Source organism: Rhizobium sp. YTU87027, assembly GCF_050644135.1.
Classification (GTDB): Bacteria; Pseudomonadota; Alphaproteobacteria; order Rhizobiales; family Rhizobiaceae; genus Rhizobium.
In genome coordinates this window covers 1963815-1984533 of sequence record NZ_CP098440.1, presented here as the reverse complement: position 1 = coordinate 1984533, position 20719 = coordinate 1963815, and the positions used below count along the sequence as shown (strand labels likewise).

Below are 20719 nucleotides of genomic sequence, written 5' to 3'. Positions count from 1 at the left end.
AGAGGCCGCTACCGGGAGGACGTTGGACGATGATTGAATTTGCTGCCGCAACAGGGCCGAAACTGATCCTGGACGAAGCGTCGCTGATGGACGTCGGCGGATGTGTCGTCAACGGTGTCGATATCGCTCCGAAGACGGCGGTTCCCGATGACGGCGATGCACGGATTTCGCATTCCGTGCAAGGCTTCCTCTTTACCTGTGGACCGGACCACATCCGTCACCGCGAACCGGTTCCAGGCCATACTGATGGCAAGGTCTATCCCCTGCATGGTTCGGGAGCTGGCCACGCAGCCAGGATTCTCTGGACGAAATTCGAGAACGGGAATGCCGAGTGCCGGGCGGATATCGACATCGTGACGGTCGAAGGCTTGCCCGCCCGTATCGAGCGCCACTGGTTCATCGACGGGCGGACAGGCGAGGTCAATCTCAAGGACAAGGTCGTCAACGCGAGCGACGAGATCGTGCCGACCTTCCTGATGTACCATATGAATATCGGCGGGAAATGGTTCGATGACGGCACACGTCTCGAAGGCAAGATGCTCGATGGCGGTGGATTCCCATGGAATTTCGGCGAGGAGCCGGGTGGAATCTTCTGTGTAGAGGCGCCGGCAACGGAGGGTGGCTTTGCCGAGGTCCGGCTTGGCCCTATTGCTGCGACCGGTGGCAAGGTTCTTCAGGTGCGCGTCCTTGCCGAGACGCTTCCGCACCTGCAGATCTGGCGCAATCAGAAGGCGCCCGCCGACGTGCTCGGTATTGAGCCGGTATCACATCGTTGGGTGTCGCGCTCCGAGTTGGAGGCATCGGGTGAGTTCGTCATGCTGAAGCCCGGAGAGAGCCGAAATTATGCGCTCAGCTTCGCCTTCGTTTGAGTGATCTGCGGTTGACGCTGGCCATGGGGCGGCGTAGTCATTCAGCCCAAGATTTCAGGAGGATTAGCGATGGACATTCGCCAGATCGACGACGAATATTCGGTTTCCGGGCAGATTTCGGTCGAGGATCTCGATCAGATCAAGACCCTGGGTTTCAAATCGATCGTCTGCCATCGCCCGGACGGCGAGAGCCCGGACCAGACACCCTATGCTCTGGTGGAAGCGCGGGCGAAGGAACTCGGCCTCGATATGGCACACGTGCCGGTCGGCCCGATGGGCGTCACCGAGGAAGCGATCGCCGGCATGGTCGACGCGCTCGATGAATTCCCGCGCCCGATGCTCGGCTACTGCCGCTCCGGCGCCCGCTCGACCGCGATCTATCAGAAAACGCACCACATTCGCGCCTAGCGTTGATCGGCAAACCAGATCCGGCGCCGCTCGATCCCAGCGGCGTCGTTCGTTCGTAAACAGGAGAACATCATGAGCATCAAGCGTATCGACGCCGGCGCCCGCATGAGCGGCGCAGTTGTCCACGGCAACACCGTTTACCTCGCTGGCCAGGTCGGCGAAGGCGAGAGCGTCACGGAACAGTGCAAGTCGGCGCTCGCCGAAGTCGATCGCCTGCTCGCTGCAGCCGGCTCGAACAAGTCGAAGATCCTGCAGACGCTGATCTATCTCTCCGACATGTCCTACTTCGCAGAAATGAATGCTGCCTGGGAAGCCTGGGTTGATCCGGCGAACACGCCGGCTCGCGCAACCAGCGAAGCCAAGCTTGCAGCCCCGAAGTACAAGGTCGAGTTTACGGTTACGGCCGCCCTCGACTAAGTCGACGGGCATTGAAATCTCGAAAGCCGGTGGGTTCGTTCACCGGCTTTTTGTTTGGGCGATTTCGGAAAGGGTACGCGTCGGCGTAATGGCTTCCGGATCGAGCTTTACCTCGATAATCGAGGGCTTGCCGCTCGCCCTTGCGCGCTCGAAGGCGGCTGCAAAGCTCTCCGTCGTCTCGACCGTTTCCCCATGGCCACCGTAGGCGCGGGCAAGAGCGGCAAAGTCCGGGTTGGTCAGATCGGTGCCGCTGACGCGCCCCGGATACTCGCGCTCCTGATGCATCCGGATGGTGCCGTAAATGCCGTTGTTGATGACAACGGTGATGATCGGCAGGTTATAGCGCACGGCGGTCGCAAATTCCTGGCCGTGCATCAGGAAGCAGCCGTCTCCGGCGAAACATATGACCTCGCGTTCGGGGAAAAGCTGCTTGGCAGCCACCGCGGCGGGCATGCCGTAACCCATGGAGCCGGACGCCGGCGCCGCCTGGGTGTTGAACTGACGGAATCGATGGAAGCGGTGCAGCCAGGTGGCATAGTTTCCGGCGCCGTTGGTGAAGATTGTGTCAGGGCGCGTGTTTGCCTCGATCCACTCCATGATCGGTCCCATGTGGACCGGGCCGGGACCGGTCTGAGGCGGTGTCGACCAGGCGATGTAGGCCTGGTGCATCCGCTCGGCGCGCTCCGCCCATCTGAGTTCGCTTGGTGCCTCGAGATCAGCAAGATCGGCAACGAAATCGCTCGGGCTCGCGCAGATTGCAAGGTCGGGGCGGTAGACACGGCCAAGCTCTGAGGGGTCAGGATGAATGTGGACGAGCGATTGCTGCGGGTAGGGGATGTCGATCAGCGTATAGCCGGAGGACGGCATCTCGGACATCCGACCGCCGAGCAATATCAGTAGATCGCTTTCCTTGATTTCCTTCGCTAGTGCAGGGTTGATACCGATACCAACATCGCCGGCGTAGTTCGGGTGTAGATGGTCGAACAGCATCTGCCGACGGAACGAGCAGCCGACAGGCAGTGCGAAGCGCTCAGAGAAGGCCTTGAGGTCGACGACCGCGTCCGCATCCCAGCGCGTGCCGCCGACGATGACCATCGGTCGCTCCGCTTTTAGTAGGCGCAGGTAAAAGTCGTCGATCTGGCGGCGGCCGGGATGGGCTTCGACGCGCGAATAGCGTTTGGCGCGAGGCGCCTCGACCTCATCGCGCAGCATGTCTTCGGGCAGTGACAGCACGACTGGGCCCGGACGGCCGGAGGTTGCAATTGCAAAGGCGCGGGTAACGAACTCCGGAATGCGCGCAGCGTCGTCGATCTCACCCACCCACTTGCTGAATTCCGTCAGGGCACGGCGGAACTCGACCTCCTGAAAGGCCTCTCGTTCCCTTGCGTCGCGCTGGACCTGCCCGATGAAGAGGATCATCGGAATGGAATCCTGCCGGGCGATGTGCAATCCTGCGGTAGCATTCGTGGCACCGGGGCCGCGGGTGACCATGCACACGCCGGGCTCGCCGGTGAGCCTGCCCCAGGTATCTGCCATCATGGCCGCGCCACCTTCCTGGCGGCAGACCATCACCTCGATGTCGCTGTCATAAAGCGCATCGAGAACGGCAAGGAAACTCTCGCCGGGCACGCAGGAGAGGCGTTTCACCCCATTCGCTTTCAAGGCCTCGACGATCAGTTCCCCGCCAGTCTTTTTCATGATGGTCTTTTCCTCTCAAGTTCGGCGAGCTCCGCCAGAACTTCCTCCTGATGTTCCCCCAGTCTCGGGCTCGGACGCTCGTAGCGCAAGGGCGTCCGCGATAGCACGACCGGCGTCCTGACGCCGGGAATGACGGTGCCCTTTGCGTCGGCGAGATCTACCCGCAACCCACGCGCCTGAATTTGTGGATCCGCAAACATTTCCTCGATGGTGTTGATCGCGCCGGCAGGAACCGCGTCCGCCTCGCAGGCCCGCAACAGGTCGGTCTTCTGCCATTTCAGCGTTTCGGTGGAAACGAGCCTGCGGAGCTCGTCACGGTTCGCGACGCGCGCCTTGTTCGTCAAAAAGCGGGGGTCGTCGGCAATGCCCTCGAGGCCGAGGATCGCACACAGGCGGCGGAACTGGCCGTCATTGCCAACCGCGAGGATCAGATAACCATCGGTGGCCGGCACCACTTCATAGGGGGAAATATTCGGATGCGCGTTTCCAAGCCGCGTGGGCGCCCGACCGGAGACCAGATAGTTCATGTTCTGGTTGGCGAGTACGGCCGATTGTACATCGAGCAGTGCCATATCGACCAACTGCCCTTCACCCGTCCTCTGTGTGTGGATAAGCGCGGCCTCGATGGCTGCGACCGCATAAATGCCGGTAAAGATATCGGCGATCGCAACGCCTGCTTTCATCGGCTGCCCGTCGGGTTCGCCGGTAATCGACATGAAGCCGGACATGCCCTGAACGATATAATCGTAGCCCGCGAGGCTGGCATAGGGACCGTTCTGGCCGAAGCCCGTGATCGAGCAATAGACAAGCTTGGGGTTGATTTTCTTCAGGCTCTCGTAGTCGAGACCGTATTTGACAAGCCCGCCGAGCTTGAAGTTCTCGATGACGACATCGGCTGTGGCGACAAGGCGGCGGACCAGTTCCTGATCCTCTTCACGCTTCAGGTCGGCAGTAATTGAACGCTTGCCGCGATTGGCCGCATGGTAGTAGGCGGCGGAGAGGTTTTCGCCGTCGGCACACTCGACAAAGGGCGGTCCCCAGTGCCTGGTGTCATCGCCTCCATCCGGGTTTTCGACCTTTATCACGTCGGCGCCGAGATCGGCCAGCATCTGGCCCGCCCATGGACCCGCGAGCACCCGCGCAAGCTCGATCACGCGTATGCCAGACAGAGGCGGCTTTTGGGGCTGATTGTCCGTCATGTTCCTCCCACGAGCAGATCAGGGCGCCAGGGCCGATTGAGGTGTATCGGATACCGGCTTCGATGCAAAGCGTCGCTCGCGCCAAATGATGTACAAGCCCGATGCGATAATGATCAGGATGCCGAGCCACTTGAGCGCATCCGGAAAGTCGCCGAATACGAGCCAGGCGAAGATGGTCGCCGACACGATCTCGAAATACTGCAGGGGTGCCAATATCGAGGCGGGTGCCGCACGGTAGGCATAGACGCCGAAGATGCCGGCAATGGCCGCCGTGACACCGACGCCGAGCAGGTAGAGGTAGCCGCGGCCATCCGGCATCACCGCATCAAAGACGTCAGAGCCCGTGCCGCTACCGAGTGCGAGCAGGATGGCGCAGAAGAGCAAACCCCAGACGCCCATCTGAAGCTGCATCGCCCACGGATCTTCCCGGTGCGACAGCACGCGGGTCATCAAGGCGAATATGGCGATGCAGAACGCGCTGACCACAGGCAGGAGCGCGACGTAGCCGACCTCCTGGAAGCTTGGCTGAATGATCAGCATCGCGCCGAAGAATCCGACGCCGCAGGCCGTGTAGCGGCGCCAACCGATCGTCTCCTTGAGGAAGATACTACTCAGGATCGTCAATATGATCGGTTCGACGAAGAAGATCGCGATGGCGTCGGCGACCGGCATGTACTTCAGTGTCGCGACAAAGGAGATCATGGAGACGGTTATGATGGCGCCGCGGATGGCGTGAAAGATGTTCGCCCGCCAGGAGAAGGTTTTCCAGCTTCCGCGCCAGATGACGATCGGCAACATGCACAGCGCTTGCACGACAAAGCGGGCGGCTGTGATCTCTGCCGCAGGAATCGTGGCGATCGCGAGCTTGGAGAAGATGTCGATGATCGGCGATACGAGCACCGACAGGAACATCAGGAGAATGCCGGTCGAAACCTCCGAAGTGGAGGTGGGACGGGAAGAAATACCATGGCTCATCGCGAAATCCTTCAGTTCAGGATCTTGCGATCGCTTCGTCGCACCAGTCGGCGAATGCGGTGATGGCCGCGTCCGCTCCAATTTCATTCAGCGTTTCGTGGCGCATGTCCTGATATATCTGTGTCGTGATACGGGAGAAGCCATGCGCTTTCAAATGGTTTGAAAGCCAGATCACCGCTTTTCCGCCATCTGTTGCCGGATCCTGCCCGCCTCCTACAAGGTGGATGGGTATCTGCTTCGGCAGCCGGTCCAGATGCGGCGTTTGTGGTGCGCGAAACGTCAGTTCGAAGATATCGAGCCAGAGGGACACCGAGGCATCGAAGCCGCACAGCGGGTCGGCGATATATTTGTCAACCTCGACCGGGTCGCGACTTAACCAGTCAAACTCTGTTCGACGATTGGCAATGGACTTTCCCCAAGTGCCGAAGGTGAGCTTCGGCAAGATACCGCTCGGAACATCGGAGCCTTTCAGGGCTCGTTCGGCCAACAGGATCGCCTGCGCGGCTCGCCCGGAGATGCCCGGGTTGAAATTCGAATTCCAGACGGCGACGGCGTCATATTTCTCGGGGTGGGTGACCGCAGCGTTAAGCGCGATGAGACCTCCCATCGAATGCCCGAATAGGATGACTGGCAGGCCGGGATACCGCTTTGCCGCATATTCACGGACAGAGCCGACATCGTCGATCACCTGCCGGATACCGTCCCTGCGGGCAAAACGCCCGATCGGCGCATCCGGCGCAGTCGTTTCTCCATGTCCACGGTGATCGAAGGCAAAGACATGGTAGCCGCGAGCCGCCATCGCTGCCGCGAAACGGGCGTAGCGCTTGGAATGCTCGGCCAGTCCATGGGAGACAAGGATAATTCCGCGTGCCTCGAATTGTGCCGGTTCGTGATGAAAACCAAGCGAGGCGTTCGCCGTTTCAAGGCTTTGCGTATCTGCGAACATCAGATCCTCCCGTTGGCGGGAGAAGATCAGATCACCCAGAAAATGCAACACGTCCAAATATTTATGCGACGGGATTTTCGCACCCTACGGATTGAGGGTTGTGAAAACGAACTTGGCGTGATTTCCTGTTCATGAATTGTTCTTTGTGAGGATGAAGATGAGCAATCCATTTCTGCGCATGGCTGTATTCCTGATTGCGATCACGGCCGCGGGCGCTGCAGGAGCCGAGGATGCCGCGGGAAGAACGCGCTTCATTCTGGCGGCCAGTTGGCAACCCGCATTTTGTGAAACCAACCAGCGCAAACCGGAATGCAGCAACCAGACCAAGGACAGGTTCGATGCAACCAATTTCTCGCTGCATGGGCTCTGGCCGATGCGCAAGGACTATTGCGACGTCTCCGGCAACCTGCGCGCCGCGGACAAGGACGGCGACTGGAAGAGACTGCCGGAGGTAGAGCTGTCTGCCGCGACCAAGGCCGCGCTCGAGAAGGCCATGCCCGGAACGCAATCCGGCTTGGAACGGCATGAGTGGATCAAACACGGCACGTGCACCAAGCTGAGTGCCGACGACTATTTCGCCACGTCAGTCCGGCTGATCGACGAACTCAATGCCTCGGCGGTCCGCGATTTGTTCGCGACCAATGTAGGCAAGCCGCTGACGGCGGAGGCGATCAAGGCCGCATTTGATAAAAGCTTTGGGACTGGCGCGGGAGATCGCGTCAAGATGAGTTGCCGGCGTGCCGGTGGAAACCGCGTCATCAGTGAACTCACGATTGGCCTTTCGGAAGACGCGACATCGAATGGCGAAACAAGCCTGCGCGACCTCATCCAAGGAGCAGGGCGGACGTCGTTCGGCTGCAATGATGGCGTCGTGGACGCGGCAGGGTTTTGATCTTGCCGCTCACGGAAAGCCAAAGCTTGGGCCTGTCTGCTGCAGAGCAGTGGCCATCTAGGTCCCGTTCTCGACGACGGTTACAAAAGCCTCTGGTTTTTGGCCGCCGCGCGTTGCTCCTTTGACCCAATTCGCCTACATAGCGGCAAAACTTAAATTCCCCCGCGGAGCGAGCAATCAATGGCACGTCAGTTCATCTACCATATGGCCGGCCTCAACAAGGCGTACGGCAACAAGAAGGTGCTGGAGAATATCCACCTTTCTTTCTATCCGGATGCCAAGATCGGTATCCTCGGCCCGAACGGTGCCGGTAAGTCGACCGTGCTGCGTATTATGGCCGGTCTCGACAAGGAATATACGGGGGAGGCCTGGCTCGCCGAAGGTGCTACGCTCGGCTATCTCGCTCAGGAGCCGCAACTCGACAATTCCAAGACCGTTCTTGAAAACGTCATGGAAGGTGTTGCTCCGAAAAAGGCGATCCTCGACCGCTACAACGAGCTGATGATGAACTATTCCGACGAGACGGCGGAAGAGGGCGCCAAGCTCCAGGATATCATCGATAGCCAGAATCTCTGGGACCTCGAAAGCCAGGTCGAAATGGCGATGGACGCGCTGCGCTGCCCGCCCGGCGACTCCTCGGTCGAAAAACTCTCGGGCGGTGAGAAGCGCCGCGTGGCGCTCTGCCGTCTGCTGCTGGCGCAGCCGGACTTGCTGCTGCTCGACGAGCCGACCAACCATCTCGACGCCGAGACGATCGCCTGGCTCGAAAAGCACTTGCGCGAATATCCGGGTGCCGTGCTGATGATCACCCACGACCGTTACTTCCTTGACAACGTCACCGGCTGGATCCTTGAGCTCGACCGCGGCCGTGGTATTCCCTACGAGGGCAATTACTCGGCCTACCTGCAGGCGAAGGCCAAGCGCATGCAGCAGGAAGGCCGCGAAGAAGCCTCCCGCCAGAAGGCGTTGTCGCGCGAACAGGAGTGGATCGCCTCCAGCCCGAAGGCCCGTCAGGCGAAGTCGAAAGCCCGTATTCGTGCCTACGACGAGCTGGTGGCAGCCGCCGCCGATCGTCGTCCCGGCGACGCGCAGATCGTCATTCCCGTCGGCGAGCGTCTCGGCCAGGTGGTCATCGAGGCTGAGAATCTTACCAAGGGCTACGGCGATACAATGCTGATCGAGAACCTGACCTTCAAGCTGCCGCCCGGGGGCATTGTTGGCGTCATCGGTCCGAACGGCGCCGGCAAGACGACGCTGTTCCGGATGATCACCGGCCAGGAAAAGCCCGACAACGGCGAAATCCGTATCGGTGAGACTGTCGATCTTGGCTATGTCGACCAGAGTCGTGACGCCCTCGACGGCAACAAGACCGTCTGGGAGGAAATCTCCGGCGGCAACGACATCATCAAGCTCGGTAAGCATGAAGTGAACAGCCGTGCCTATTGCGGTGCTTTCAACTTCAAGGGTGGTGACCAGCAGCAGAAGGTCGGCACGCTTTCGGGCGGTCAGCGCAACCGCGTTCACCTCGCCAAGATGCTAAAAGCCGGCGGCAACGTCATCCTGCTCGACGAACCTACCAACGATCTCGACACGGAAACGCTGGCGGCACTCGAGGACGCGCTCGAGAACTTCGCTGGTTGCGCTGTTATTATCAGCCACGATCGCATGTTCCTCGACCGTCTGGCGACGCACATCCTCGCCTTTGAAGGCGACAGCCATGTCGAATGGTTCGAAGGCAACTTCGAAGACTACGAAAAGGACAAGATGCGCCGTCTCGGTGTCGACTCGATCAACCCGCATCGGGTAACTTACAAGCGTCTGACGCGCTGATCGCTTAAAATCGCTCCAGATCTAAAAGCCCCGGTTCGCCGGGGCTTTTTTTGCGCGCACCGATGTCGCGATCCGAGCAGCTAATTTCGTGAACGGATGGAATTCCAGCTTGCCACACTTGTTCAAATCACATAAAGATATCTTTATATGTTGATTGGATCGGGTATGAGTGAGCCTATCAGACTTGGATTGGATGCGTTGGTGGACGTCCTCAGGGCGGCCGGCGAACCGACGCGTCTGCGCCTGTTGGCTCTGTTGGCTGCCGGTGACCTGACGGTTACTGATCTTACCGAAATCCTCGGCCAGTCCCAACCTCGTATCTCTCGTCACCTAAAGCTGCTGGGCGAAGCGGATCTCATCGATCGCTACCAGGAGGGCGCATGGGCCTATTTCCGGCTCCGGCAGGATGGCAAGGCAGCGACGTTCGTGCGCAGCCTGCTCGCGCATGCATCCGAGAATGATCCGGTGATCCTGCGTGACAGCGAGCGCCTGGCTGCAGTGAAGCGTCAACGGGCTGAGCGCGCGCAGGCCTATTTTAGTCGCAACGCCGCCGAGTGGGACGAGCTTCGCCGTCTGCATGCGGCTGACGAAGAGGTCGATGCCGCCGTCATTCGGATGCTTGGGAGCCAGCCGATTGACTCGCTTCTCGATCTTGGCACCGGAACCGGGCGGATCCTTGAACTGCTGTCCGGCCTCTATCGCCGGGCGATCGGTGTGGATGCCAGCCGCGATATGTTGAGCGTGGCGCGCGCCAATCTCGATAAATCAGGAATCACCAAGGCATCTGTTCGTCACGCCGATATTCTGAATCTGCCGTTTGAGGCCCAGGATTTTGACGTGGTGACGATACACCAGGTACTGCACTTCTTCGATCAGCCCGAGATCGCAATCGGTGAGGCAGCGCGCATGCTGCGGCCAGGCGGACGGCTGGTTATCATCGATCTGGCGCCGCATGGGCTGGAATACCTTCGTGACGAGCATGCGCACGTTCGCCTCGGCTTCTCGCATCAGTCTATATCCGACTGGCTGCGCAAGGCTGGGCTGGATGTCGAGCAGGTCGTCGATCTTCATCCGGGTCATCAAAGCGGGCAGGGGCTCACTGTCACTGTTTGGCTTGCGCGCGACCCCCGGCGCCTTATGGCCTCCTCAGCGAGTGAAGGTGCCGAACCCATACTTGCCGGGAGATAATCATATGGCTTTGAACAGCGACGCGCGCCGCAAGATCGGCATTTCCTTCGAGTTTTTTCCGCCGAAGTCGGAAGAGATGGAAGGTCAGCTGTGGAATACGGTCAGCGAGTTGCAGGACTGGAACCCGGACTTCGTATCGGTGACTTACGGCGCCGGTGGCACCACCAAGGCACCAACGCTTGCGACAGTCTCGCGTTTCATTGCTGAAACCCCGCTTGCCACAGCGTCGCATCTTACCTGCGTTGGAGCGACGAAGGATGAAACGCACGGCGTCATCGAGACCTTCCGCAAGGTTGGCGTGAAGCATTTCGTAGCGCTTCGCGGCGACGCGCCCGGAGGCGTCGGGGCGCCCTACCAGCCGCATCCGGGCGGCTATGCGAATGCGGCGGCGCTGGTTGCCGGCCTGCGCGAGATCGGTGATTTCGAGATTTCGGTCTCCGCCTATCCCGAAAAGCATCCGGAGAGTCGCGATACGGCTGCCGACATCGACATGCTGAAGCAGAAGGCGGATAACGGCGCAACCCGGGCGCTGACGCAGTTCTTTTTCGATAACGATAATTTCGAGCGCTATCTGGAAAAGGTGCGGGCCGCTGGCGTCAACATTCCGATCGTGCCCGGCATTATGCCGATCCAGAACCTGACGCAGCTGAAGCGCTTCGCCGGCGCCTGCGGCACTGTCATACCCGCGTTTCTCGATGAGCGTTTTGCGGGCTTCGACGACAAGCCGGAGGAGAGAGCCAAGGTAGCCGCCGAGGTCGCTGCGGAACAGATCGAGGATCTAGCCCGTCGCGGGCTCACAGATTTCCACCTGTACACCATGAACCGGGCGCCGCTCGTTTCGGCCGTGCTGACCAATCTCGGCTTCACACGGGAAGGCGCTAAAAAGGCCGGTGCCGCCGCATAGGCTGCTTCCATCAGAAGACAAAAAGAAAAGCGCATCTCCTCGTGGGATGCGCCTTTCCGATTCATTGAACTGTTTCGCTACTCAGGAGTCTCGGTACTGTTCGATTGCCACGACGTTCAGATGAAAAGCATTGTCAATACAAATGCAAACGCCGCGCTGACCAAAAGGACATTCAAGGATTGTGTAAGTCCCATGTCTGTCTCCTCGCGTTAACGGTGCGATAATATGTCGTGATTGTGTCGCTTGGAAAGCGGATTTTATACTGCGCTGCGGCGAAAATGTCACATCGTCGACGCGGCGCTATCGCTAATTCGCTGAAATCGTGAAATAAATTCCTGCAGAAAAATATTCACAGATTTTAACCTGCCGTTAAAGTCGGCGATCCTGTCTTCACACTTGCGGCAAGATGAAGGCTTTGCTTGAAGCCTCTGAAACCATGGAATAATCCGCGCAAATGAAAGGCCGGGTGCGAAACCCGGCCCGAAGCGAGTGCTTAATGAGGCGTGATCAGAGAGAATTGAGGAGCGTCGGTGTTGCCCAGCCGTCTGCCGGTATGCCGAGACGCTGCTGTTCCTTCTGGATTGCAACCCGCGTCCCCGAACCCAGGATGCCGTCGACCTTGCCAACGTCATGGCCGAGCGTTCCGAGTTTCGTCTGCAGCTCCTTCATCTGATCGTTGGAAAGCCCCTGTTCGGGCGTGCCCTTGAGATAGGTCTCGGCGCCGGCGAGGCGGGTCGCGAAATAGGCCGCCGAAGTCGTGTAGATGAACGACTTGTTCCATTCGAGGTAGATCTGGAAGTTCGGGTAAGCGATGAAGGTCGGACCAAGGCGGCCCTGCGGCAGTATAAGGTCGCCATGCAGGTTACCGAAGCTCGTGTCGCCGTCGCGCGGCGTGACCCCAAGGGCAAACCACTCACCGGCCGTCAGAGGGCCGCCGATACCTGATTTTTCCCAGGGGAGGTTTTCCGGGAGAGTAACCTCCTGGATCCACGGCTGGCCCTTTTGGAAGCCGAGATGCTGGATGAACTTGGCCGCGGTCAGAATGGCGTCGGGGCCGCTCTGCTTGAGGCGTACGTGGCCATCACCGTCTCCGTCCATGCCGTAGGCGACGATATCGCGGGGCAGCATCTGAACCTGACCGATTTCGCCGGCCCAGGCACCGGTGTTGGTTGCCGGGTCGAGGTCGCCGTGCTGAACCATTTCGATGAGGGCAATCAGCTGCGGACGGAAGAGCTCCGGCCGGCGGCAATCGTGAGCAAGCGTGACCAGGGCGTTGCGGGTATTGAAATCGCCCTGCACGGCGCCGAAGTCGGTTTCCATTGCCCAGAAGGCGGTGATGACGCCGGCCGGCACACCAAATTCCTGCTCGGCACGGGCGAAGACATCGGCGTATTGCTTCATCTTCTGGCGGCCGACGTCGAGGCGAGCCTGGCTGACGGTCCGTTGCGAGAATTCCAGGAAGGTCTGCTTAAACACGCCCTGGGCACGGTCGCGGCTCAAGACTTTCTGGTCGATCTGTGCGCCTTCCAGCGCCTTGTCTGCCGCCGCTGCGGATGCGCCTGCTGCGATCGCGTCGGCCTTCACGCCGGCCAGAAATTCGGAGAGATCACCGTCACATGCCGGGGCAGCTGTCTGCGAAGCCGGTGCACTCGGTGCCGGCGTCTGCGCGGCAGCGCCGGTGGCGAGACCGGCAGCAAAAAGGAGTGCAAGTGCCGTGCGGCTTGCGGGCGAGCGGTACATAGTTTCGATCCTCGTCATCAAATGGAATTTCCGTCGATTTCCCAAATGATTGTGACGGAAGCAAGAAAGACCGCCGGACGTTACTAAGAATTCGTGTCCTTGGATACCGCGGCTACCCAGTTGTGCCAGTTCTGCGTCGATCCCGCGAAGACATTGATGTCCGTTGGCCCCTTGATTCCGGGGATGACGCCAGTCGACGTGTATTGCCAGAAGGCCCAACGGCGGTCGGCATAGGTAACTTCAGGATGCTTCGCGACGGAGCGAACCCAGAAGTGATAGTTCTGGAAATAGCCGACGAGATTGTCGCGATGGAAGTCGACCGATGTATAGATGATCGGGCGCTTGCCGTAATAGGCCTCGAGACGATCCATGAAGCGCTGGAGTTGTGCTCGGACGGTCGCCGGATCGGGTCGATAGCGGCAGGTCTTCGATTCCGAGTTCCATTCGACGTCGAGGACCGGCGGCAAGCGCATTGATTCCCTCGGCACGTTGCTGATGAACCAGTCGGCCTGTTCGTCGGGCGTCGAGCAGAAATAGTAGAAATGATAGGGAGCGTGCGGAATACCCACAGCGCGAGCGCGCTGCCAGTACTCATTGAAGCGCGGATCGACGCGATCCTTGCCCTCGGTCGCCTTGATGAAAGCGAAGGCGACGCCGGAACTCTTGACCGTCTGCCAGTCGATATCGCCTTGCCACTTCGAGACATCGATGCCGTGGATCGGTTGCAGCTCCGGATGCTTTGATCCGAAGTCCTGAGGATCGGTGTCCTTAAAGCGTGTTTTTGGCTTTACGGACGCTGTTTCGAGATAGTCATAGCCCGATGACGTGCATCCGGCGAGCATGACAGCCAACGGCAAAACGCAAAACAGAAGCCGGCGCATAGATGTTCCGTCGCGAAACGAATGGAATTTTTGCCCCACAGCTCGACCTTCGTAATAGACGCGTCCAGCAGAGGAATGTCCCCTCTATTTCCCATAACAACGTAAAAATTCGGTTAGTTTCAAGCGAAATGTCAAGGTTTGGTCACAATGACAGCCCGCCAGGCATATCCGCCGCAGATGCTCTCGAATATTAGTCGTGCTTGATTTTCAGAGGCTTGGGACTCGAGGACGTGCCTCAGATCGGCGCGCGGCGACACATGAAATTTCCGCAGCCATGCCTTGAGGAGGCGAGCAAACCAGTCTGGCAGTCGTTCCTGCTGACCAAAATCGACGATGTGCAATTCGCCACCAGGGACGAGGGCGGCGATGGCCGAATCGATTGCGCATTCCCAGTCTGGGATCATGGAGAGGGCATAGGAGATGAGGACGCGGTCGAAGCCGCCAACCCCGAACTCCCGTGGTGTGAAGGCCGTCGCGTCGGCGACGCGGAAATCCGGGAGCGTGGCTTTGGTCTCGAATGTCTTGCGCGCGGAGATCAGCATCTCCTGCGATATGTCCAGGCCATAGAGCCGAGCCGTCGGGTAGTATTTGTGGGCCAGCGCCAGATTTCGACCGGTTCCGCAACCGACCTCCAGCAAGGTTCCGCCGGCGGGCACATTCAGATTGCGGATCGCCTGATCGCGGCCGAGCAGGTAATACTTGCGCGTCAGATCATAGATGTGGCGCTGATAACGGTACATGCCGTCCATCAGGGCGGCATGGCCGTTGTCCTTTGCGACCGGGGTCACGCCGAGCTCGCTCACGCCGTCTTCCTGTAGATGTGGAAGCCACCGTAGATTGCCGAACGATCCAATGCCGTCAGTTCGAGCGAGCTCTCTGCCATGTAGGTCCACTGATCGCGGATTGCAGGCGACAGACGCCCTTCGATGATGCTCTTTTCGGCTGCGGTGCGGAAAATTACCCTTGCACCTTCGCGGGCGGTGCGGCTGATCTCGGCCCAGAGATCGTTGAGCTGCTGATCCGTCATCCAGTCCTGCGCGTCGAGAAGGATATAGCGATCGCGCGAGGCGGCGGGTTCGCCAGCGAGCAGCTCGGTGAAGCTTGCATGATGAACGGTGACGCGATCCACATTGGCACGGATCGCCTCGTAGTGAGCGGGCTCGAGATAGGTCGGAAGCGGACCTTCGCCCTTCGGCGCGTAGCGGCGACCGAATGCCTGCCAGGCAAAATAATTTTCCTGCATCGGGAAGTGGCAGGCGAGCTTCTCAAGACGGTGGCGCAGGACCGGCGCGATCGACTGATCCGCCGCGAGGCTTGCAAGTTCATCATACTGCTGTGGCGGGATGCCTAGGCCGAACAGCGAGCTCTTGCGACCGGTGATCCAGCGTACGACCGGTCTATCAAAGAGCGGCGCGATCTTCTCGTCGAAGAATTGGCGCTGCTCGCGCAACGAACGCGCTTTCGTCATCTCGGTCAGGTCGACACCGTGGAGGCGGGCAAGAAGATGAGCTGCACCGATAAACCGTCCGAGCAGACCGGTTTCGTAGATATTGCGGTCGAACACCGTGACGCGCCGGCGACCGAACTTGCGGCCGTTCCAGTAGGTCCGGGTCGGCTCGTCGAGATTGGCAGCGAGGAACTGGTCGAATGCGTGGCTGTTCGATGTCTCGCGCGGAGTGGCGAGGAAGCGGACGAGATCGGCATGGCTAGGAAGATGACGGAACGCGGCAAGCTTCAGGCGGTTGAGGGCGATGTGATGCGGATTGAGGTCTACGACATCGATCGATGCCGGGCTCTTGGAAAGATAAGCGAGCATATTGCAGCCGCCGGAGCCGATCGTCACGACGCGATGATGGGGCTGAAGCTCCATCGCAAGCATGTCGAGATCGGGATCTTCCCAGATCTGCGGATAGACCAAACCGGAAAACAACAGGCCGAAAAGCCGTTCAGAAAAGCCGGCCTTGGAAAAGGCACTGTGGCGGAGAAGAGCTGCCTTGAGTTTCCGGTTCTTGCGGAAGCCGGCATCCGGTGCAAATTCCGTCATATGAGTCTTTCACCCTTTTTGCGTTCAGGGCGTTTAGCGCGCCGTCACTACAGTTTGATGACGCCGGCTGTGGGCAGGGGCTTCGTTTGGCAGAAATGGAAAACCATGCGGGGCGTTGGGCCTTTCGCGCGGCGAGCTTTCCTGCTTCTCTTGCAGCAAGGAGGATCGTTCATGCGATTTGTGCTGCGTCTCTTGAAATCACTTGCTCTTCTGTTGGTCGTCATCGTCGCTGCGGGCGCTGCTTGGCTTTATGCCAGGCCACCTGAGTTGCTGCGCGTGGGTGACGGTTATGCGGCCAAGATCGTTTGCTCGAACGTGTTTCTCGCAGGGCGCGATCCTGAGCAGGTGCTCTATGAAGATGTTCAAGCTCCGGGAAATCCGTTGTTGCGGCTGGTACGGGTGGCTGTCGACAGGCAGGGAAAACGGGTTACTGCGCGCATTCTCGGGCTCTTCGCACCGGGCTATGCAATGTACCACGGCACGCTTGGCTGCAGCAGCGTGCCGGACGGTGACTTTGAAGCGGCGGCCGGCGCAGTGGCCGATCACCCGGTCGCCCCAGAACCGCAAAACGACGCTATCTGGCCGGACGGCAATGCCGTCGCGAAGGCTAATGACACCCACTTGGAGGCGCTGCTTTCAGACGGCGATTTGACCGGTCCGGCAATGCGTGCGGTTGTCGTCGTTCACAATGGCCGTATCATTGCCGAGCGCTATGGGGATGGTTTCAGTCCGACAATGCCGCTGATCGGCTGGTCGATGACGAAAACCATAAACGCGGCGATCGTTGGCCGGCTGATGCTGGACAACAAGATCGCATTCGATGACGCTGCACTCCTGCCGGAGTGGCAGGACGGCGATTATTCGAAAATCAAGCTCAGCGATCTGTTGGGCATGGAGAGCGGCCTGGCCTTCAACGAGAGTTATGGCACGGTCGCCGATGTCACACGCATGCTCTATCTCGATCCCGATATGACGGCGCTACCAGCGAGCCTCCCGTTGGAGGCGAGCCCCGGCGAGCGCTTCAACTATTCGAGCGGCACGTCGGTCCTGATCTCAAAGATATGGATGGACAGGATAGGCAACCTGCAGGCAGCGCTTACCTATCCAAAAACGGCACTGTTCGATCCGATCGGCATGTCGAGCGCTGTACTGGAAGTTGACGCTCGTGGCACCTTTGCCGGTAGTTCCTACCTTTACGCCACCGCGCGGGACTGGGCGCGCTTCGGACAGTTCCTTCTTCAGGACGGCGTCTGGAATGGACAGAGGCTGTTGCCGGAGCGGTTCATGACTGCGATGAGGACGCCGACGATGGCCTCGGGTGGCAAATATACGCAGGCGCAGGCCTGGCTTGCCGCGCCGGGCGGCGACAGCAGCGCCGTGGCCGGTCTGCCAGATGACACCTTCTGGATGGAGGGGCACGATGGGCAGAGCGTTGCGATCGTGCCGTCGGCCAAGCTTGTCGTCGTCAGGCTCGGGCTGACGCCGAGTTGGCTCCGTTATAAGCCACAGGTCCTAGTGAAGGAGATTCTAGCGACGCTGCCTCGGCAGTAGTCAGTAGTTGCCGTTCGCGACGTCCTGCATGCCCTTGCGCTTGGCGTCGTAATAGTAGCCGCGCGCATAAAGGCGGACTGCATTGTCTTCGCTGTTGTCGGAGACGAGCCATGCGCCACGAAGATATTTGGCGGCATATTTAATGTTGGTCTCGGCGTCAAACAGGCCGGCGGGTTCGCCTTCGTAGCCCATGGACTTGGCCGTATTGTACTTGATCTGCATCAGACCGAAGTAGCCGCGCTTGTTATAGGCCTTCGCATTGTATCGGCTTTCGCGATGGACGACGCGATGAAGCAGCGAAGCGGGCACTTGGTAAAGATTCGAGTACTTGTCGATGATCTTGGTGATCGCACTCTTCTCAACGGTCGGGGCGCCATCGTCGTCACTGTCGCTGAACATGGGAGGCGCAGTCGGCGGGTCGGATGGGCCCGACGTGTCGAAGCCGTAGTCCATCATCGGATGCGGCGTGGTATCGATTGCGGAAAGCGCCGCGATGGCGCTACCGGCCTGAGGCGTCGCGGCAAAAGCGAGCTGCGTCGACGGGGAAGGTGTGCCCGGGCGCGGGATCGGCACAACGGACTGAATCGCGGTCATCTCCGGTGTAAGCGGAATCTGCGCATAACCAGCTGCCGTCGTCGCCTGGACTTGACCGCTTAACTGAGAAGGATCGGCCGCCGGCATAGCGGGTGCTGCCAAAGCCGTTGCCGCTTGATCGGCGGCGGTGATCATCGCCGTCTGCGTCGCTCCCTCGCCGGCGGGCACGGCTGCAAGCGTAGCGTCTTCGCCCGGCTTGGGTGTCGGAACAACGGTCTGGGCTGCGGTCAATTCTGCCTGCGACGTGTATTCGACGCTCGTGCATCCGGCAACAACGCCGCAGAGCATCGTCGAAACGATGAGACTGCGTTTCAGGCCGGAAAAACCGATCGCTACCATACTCTCACTTTCGTGAATGCGCCGCCCCGGCAGCGTTAGAAGTTATCAAAAACCTTAAGCCCAGATTCCGCAATTAACGTATTCGTTGCTTCGCTGCAACCCGCCGAAAATCTTTACGCGGCGATGCGGCGATAGCCGGCCGTGACGGCGCCTGCGGCAATGAGCAAAGTGCCGCCGGTACGGTTGACTGCGCGCTGAACGCTTGCCTTGCGGATCAGGCCGCGTGCCGCGTTTGCAGCCAGCGCATAAATGGAGGCATTGATGGTTGCGAGCACCAGGAAGGTGGCTTCCATGATGAGCATCTGGCCGAAGAACGGCTGAGACGGATTCAAGAATTGCGGAACGAATGCGACGAAGAATACGATGCTCTTCGGGTTGAGAGCCGTCACGACGTAGGCGTGGAGGAAAACCTTGAGCGATTTCTTTTCGGGCAGGTTGTCATTGTCTGCCATCGGTTCGGAAATCACCGGCGCACGCCAGAGCTTGATTCCGAGCCAGATCAGGTAGGCGCCGCCGATCCACTTCAGCACGGTGAACAGCGTCGCGGAGGCCGCGAGCACGGCCCCCAATCCGAATAGCGATGCGGTCATCGCGGTGAAGTCGCCAAGCGCAACGCCAGTTACCGTCGCGAGCGCCGTCTTGCGTCCATGGCCGAGGGCATAGGAAACGACGAGGAGAATCGTCGGGCCCGGGATGGCGAGCATGATTGCAGACGCTGCGGCAAAAGCGAACCAGGCTTCGAGCGACATGGAATCTCCTCCTATTCCCTAGGGCAAAAACAAAGACACCATATTAACGGTCAGTCAATCATGCGGTCCGGTATTTCTGCCCAATCGTATCCATGACTTCGCCGAACCAGTCGGCTGAGACATCGAAGGCTTTGCCACCCTTGATGCGCGGAAATTCAATCGTCCTGAGCTTGCCGTTCTGCGCTTCGTCGTGACCGGTGACGCCAGATACCTTGTTGAGCGCGCTTTCGACGGCAAGGTCGGTCATGCTCTGAATGAGGCGAAGGTCATCGCCGTTGGCGGGGGCCGAACGCGCAAAGTAGCCGGACTTCTGCACCAGCGAGCGCTCGGCATTGATGAGGCCCGCGAACTGCTTCTGGAACCAACCGCCGACATTGATTGTGTCGATCTTCACGTGGCCGAAGGCGTCGCGCTTGATGGTCTCGCCGGCCGCTTCGCGTTCCGCCACGATGGCGTCAAGGCAGGCGCCTTCCGAGACGAATACGGTCGCATGGCCCGTTCGGTCCATGACTTCCTTCAAGCGAGCCGCTTCCGCATCGAGATCGAATGCCATTTCGGGCAGATAGACTGCGTCGATGCTCTTCATCTTGGCATTCGTCATCAATCCATCGACATATTCATAATTCTTCGTCCGCTGCAGATAGGCGCGGGCGGTCGCCGCCGTCAGCCAGCCGCAGTGACGTCCCATGACCTCATGGATGATGAGGGTGCGCGGTGCTGCCGTCTGCTCGTTGCTGACGTTGTCGAAGAAGTGCGCGCCGACTTCGGCGGCCGTCCACGCGCCGAGTGACTGGCGGATGGGCACGACATCGTTGTCGACCGTCTTTGGCAAACCGACGACCGTCAGATTGTAGCCATTGGCGGCGAGATATGCCGCGAGATCGGCGGCCGTGGTGTTGGTGTCGTCGCCGCCGATCGTGTGAAGGATGGTGACGCCATCGCTGGCGAGCCGTTCGGCAGCCACGCGCAGCGGATTTTCGCCTTCTTTGACGAGTCCGCGCTTCACGCAATCGGCAGCATTTGTGAGCTTGACGCGGCTATTGCCGATTGGCGAGCCACCATAGCGATGCAGAAGCGGCGCCTTCTCCCGCATGTCGGCAGTGATCTTGATGCTGTCGCCGAGGAGCACGCCCTGGTAGCCGGAGCGATAGGCGACAAGCTCGATGTCAGGCGCCACGTCGCTGTAGCGTTCTATCAGTCCGCCGACCGCGGACGACAGACAGGGTGCCAGGCCTCCAGCCGTGAGCATTGCGACTTTCTGTTTGGCCATGATCCCTCCAATGTCTCATATCAGCGCTGTTGCGTGCTGCTTACCTGACGCATGGATGCGACAGGGAAAGAGGCATGTAAAGTGTAGTTATTGTGAAAATAGGGCCCGGAACGGCGAAGATAGACAGAAGCGATGATATAATCGTTTCAAGCTCGAGATCGCACTTCAGAAGGGCTGTGGAAAGCGCGATCGTCGCTCGCCGGCCGCAATTGGAACCTGCCCCGT

General features: G+C 59.7%; 19 protein-coding genes. 8 read left to right on the top strand and 11 right to left on the bottom strand.

The window, feature by feature from the left end; genetic code table 11:
* Nucleotides 1-29: 29 nt before the first annotated feature.
* From NBG89_RS09965 to NBG89_RS09955, 3 genes are all read left to right on the top strand, one after another.
* Nucleotides 30-869, top strand: coding sequence for a DUF4432 family protein (locus NBG89_RS09965; protein ID WP_431319833.1), 840 nt, complete (start codon nt 30-32; stop codon nt 867-869).
* 69 nt (nt 870-938) lie between these two features.
* Nucleotides 939-1277: a TIGR01244 family sulfur transferase gene (locus NBG89_RS09960; RefSeq protein ID WP_431319832.1), complete on the top strand. Its 339-nt coding sequence runs from the start codon at nt 939-941 to the stop codon at nt 1275-1277.
* A gap of 72 nt (nt 1278-1349) precedes the next feature.
* Complete coding sequence (locus NBG89_RS09955; RefSeq protein ID WP_007802370.1) at nt 1350-1694, top strand: RidA family protein; 345 nt, start codon at nt 1350-1352, stop codon at nt 1692-1694.
* A gap of 39 nt (nt 1695-1733) precedes the next feature.
* Here NBG89_RS09955 and NBG89_RS09950 read toward each other — a convergent pair whose 3' ends face one another.
* The 4 genes from NBG89_RS09950 to NBG89_RS09935 are packed head-to-tail and all read right to left on the bottom strand — an operon-like array spanning nt 1734 to nt 6512.
* The gene (locus NBG89_RS09950) at nt 1734-3392 is read right to left on the bottom strand and encodes a thiamine pyrophosphate-binding protein (RefSeq protein WP_431319831.1); all 1659 of its coding nucleotides are present in this window, start codon (nt 3390-3392) and stop codon (nt 1734-1736) included.
* Entirely contained in the window at nt 3389-4591 is a 1203-nt protein-coding gene (locus tag NBG89_RS09945) for a CaiB/BaiF CoA transferase family protein (RefSeq protein WP_431319830.1), read from the bottom strand. The genes NBG89_RS09950 and NBG89_RS09945 overlap by 4 nt, the downstream gene beginning before the upstream one ends.
* 18 nt (nt 4592-4609) lie before the next feature.
* A complete protein-coding gene (locus NBG89_RS09940; protein ID WP_431319829.1) occupies nt 4610-5566 on the bottom strand; it encodes a DMT family transporter in 957 nt (318 codons plus the stop codon).
* A 16-nt stretch (nt 5567-5582) separates the two neighbouring features.
* On the bottom strand, nt 5583-6512 hold the full coding sequence (locus NBG89_RS09935) for an alpha/beta fold hydrolase (RefSeq protein ID WP_431319828.1): 930 nt from the start codon (nt 6510-6512) through the stop codon (nt 5583-5585).
* A gap of 157 nt (nt 6513-6669) precedes the next feature.
* On the opposite strand from NBG89_RS09935, the gene NBG89_RS09930 reads away from it, so the two are divergent.
* The 4 genes from NBG89_RS09930 to metF all read left to right on the top strand — a co-directional run bounded on the left by NBG89_RS09930 (nt 6670) and on the right by metF (nt 11326).
* Nucleotides 6670-7404, top strand: coding sequence for a ribonuclease T2 family protein (locus tag NBG89_RS09930; RefSeq protein WP_431319827.1), 735 nt, complete (start codon nt 6670-6672; stop codon nt 7402-7404).
* A 180-nt stretch (nt 7405-7584) separates the two neighbouring features.
* Nucleotides 7585-9234: an energy-dependent translational throttle protein EttA gene (gene ettA, locus NBG89_RS09925; RefSeq protein ID WP_431319826.1), complete on the top strand. Its 1650-nt coding sequence runs from the start codon at nt 7585-7587 to the stop codon at nt 9232-9234.
* Between the two features lie 165 nt (nt 9235-9399).
* Nucleotides 9400-10422: an ArsR/SmtB family transcription factor gene (locus tag NBG89_RS09920; RefSeq protein ID WP_431319825.1), complete on the top strand. Its 1023-nt coding sequence runs from the start codon at nt 9400-9402 to the stop codon at nt 10420-10422.
* A gap of 4 nt (nt 10423-10426) precedes the next feature.
* On the top strand, nt 10427-11326 hold the full coding sequence (gene metF, locus NBG89_RS09915; protein ID WP_088691935.1) for a methylenetetrahydrofolate reductase [NAD(P)H]: 900 nt from the start codon (nt 10427-10429) through the stop codon (nt 11324-11326).
* Between the two features lie 507 nt (nt 11327-11833).
* On the opposite strand, the gene NBG89_RS09910 is transcribed toward metF, so the two are convergent.
* The 4 genes from NBG89_RS09910 to NBG89_RS09895 all read right to left on the bottom strand — a co-directional run bounded on the left by NBG89_RS09910 (nt 11834) and on the right by NBG89_RS09895 (nt 15991).
* A complete protein-coding gene (locus NBG89_RS09910) occupies nt 11834-13066 on the bottom strand; it encodes a lytic murein transglycosylase (RefSeq protein WP_431322656.1) in 1233 nt (410 codons plus the stop codon).
* Between the two features lie 83 nt (nt 13067-13149).
* The gene (locus NBG89_RS09905) at nt 13150-13947 is read right to left on the bottom strand and encodes a glycoside hydrolase family 25 protein (protein ID WP_088703416.1); all 798 of its coding nucleotides are present in this window, start codon (nt 13945-13947) and stop codon (nt 13150-13152) included.
* A gap of 131 nt (nt 13948-14078) precedes the next feature.
* On the bottom strand, nt 14079-14696 hold the full coding sequence (locus NBG89_RS09900) for a class I SAM-dependent methyltransferase (protein WP_431322655.1): 618 nt from the start codon (nt 14694-14696) through the stop codon (nt 14079-14081).
* Between the two features lie 50 nt (nt 14697-14746).
* On the bottom strand, nt 14747-15991 hold the full coding sequence (locus NBG89_RS09895; RefSeq protein ID WP_431319824.1) for a DUF3419 family protein: 1245 nt from the start codon (nt 15989-15991) through the stop codon (nt 14747-14749).
* A 171-nt stretch (nt 15992-16162) separates the two neighbouring features.
* On the opposite strand from NBG89_RS09895, the gene NBG89_RS09890 reads away from it, so the two are divergent.
* Entirely contained in the window at nt 16163-17542 is a 1380-nt protein-coding gene (locus NBG89_RS09890) for a serine hydrolase domain-containing protein (RefSeq protein WP_431319823.1), read from the top strand.
* On the opposite strand, the gene NBG89_RS09885 is transcribed toward NBG89_RS09890, so the two are convergent.
* The 3 genes from NBG89_RS09885 to NBG89_RS09875 all read right to left on the bottom strand — a co-directional run bounded on the left by NBG89_RS09885 (nt 17543) and on the right by NBG89_RS09875 (nt 20494).
* Nucleotides 17543-18475: a transglycosylase SLT domain-containing protein gene (locus tag NBG89_RS09885; protein WP_431319822.1), complete on the bottom strand. Its 933-nt coding sequence runs from the start codon at nt 18473-18475 to the stop codon at nt 17543-17545.
* 113 nt (nt 18476-18588) lie between these two features.
* Nucleotides 18589-19224: a LysE family translocator gene (locus tag NBG89_RS09880; RefSeq protein WP_088691941.1), complete on the bottom strand. Its 636-nt coding sequence runs from the start codon at nt 19222-19224 to the stop codon at nt 18589-18591.
* Between the two features lie 58 nt (nt 19225-19282).
* Entirely contained in the window at nt 19283-20494 is a 1212-nt protein-coding gene (locus NBG89_RS09875) for a pyrophosphate--fructose-6-phosphate 1-phosphotransferase (protein ID WP_431319821.1), read from the bottom strand.
* Nucleotides 20495-20719: the final 225 nt, after the last annotated feature.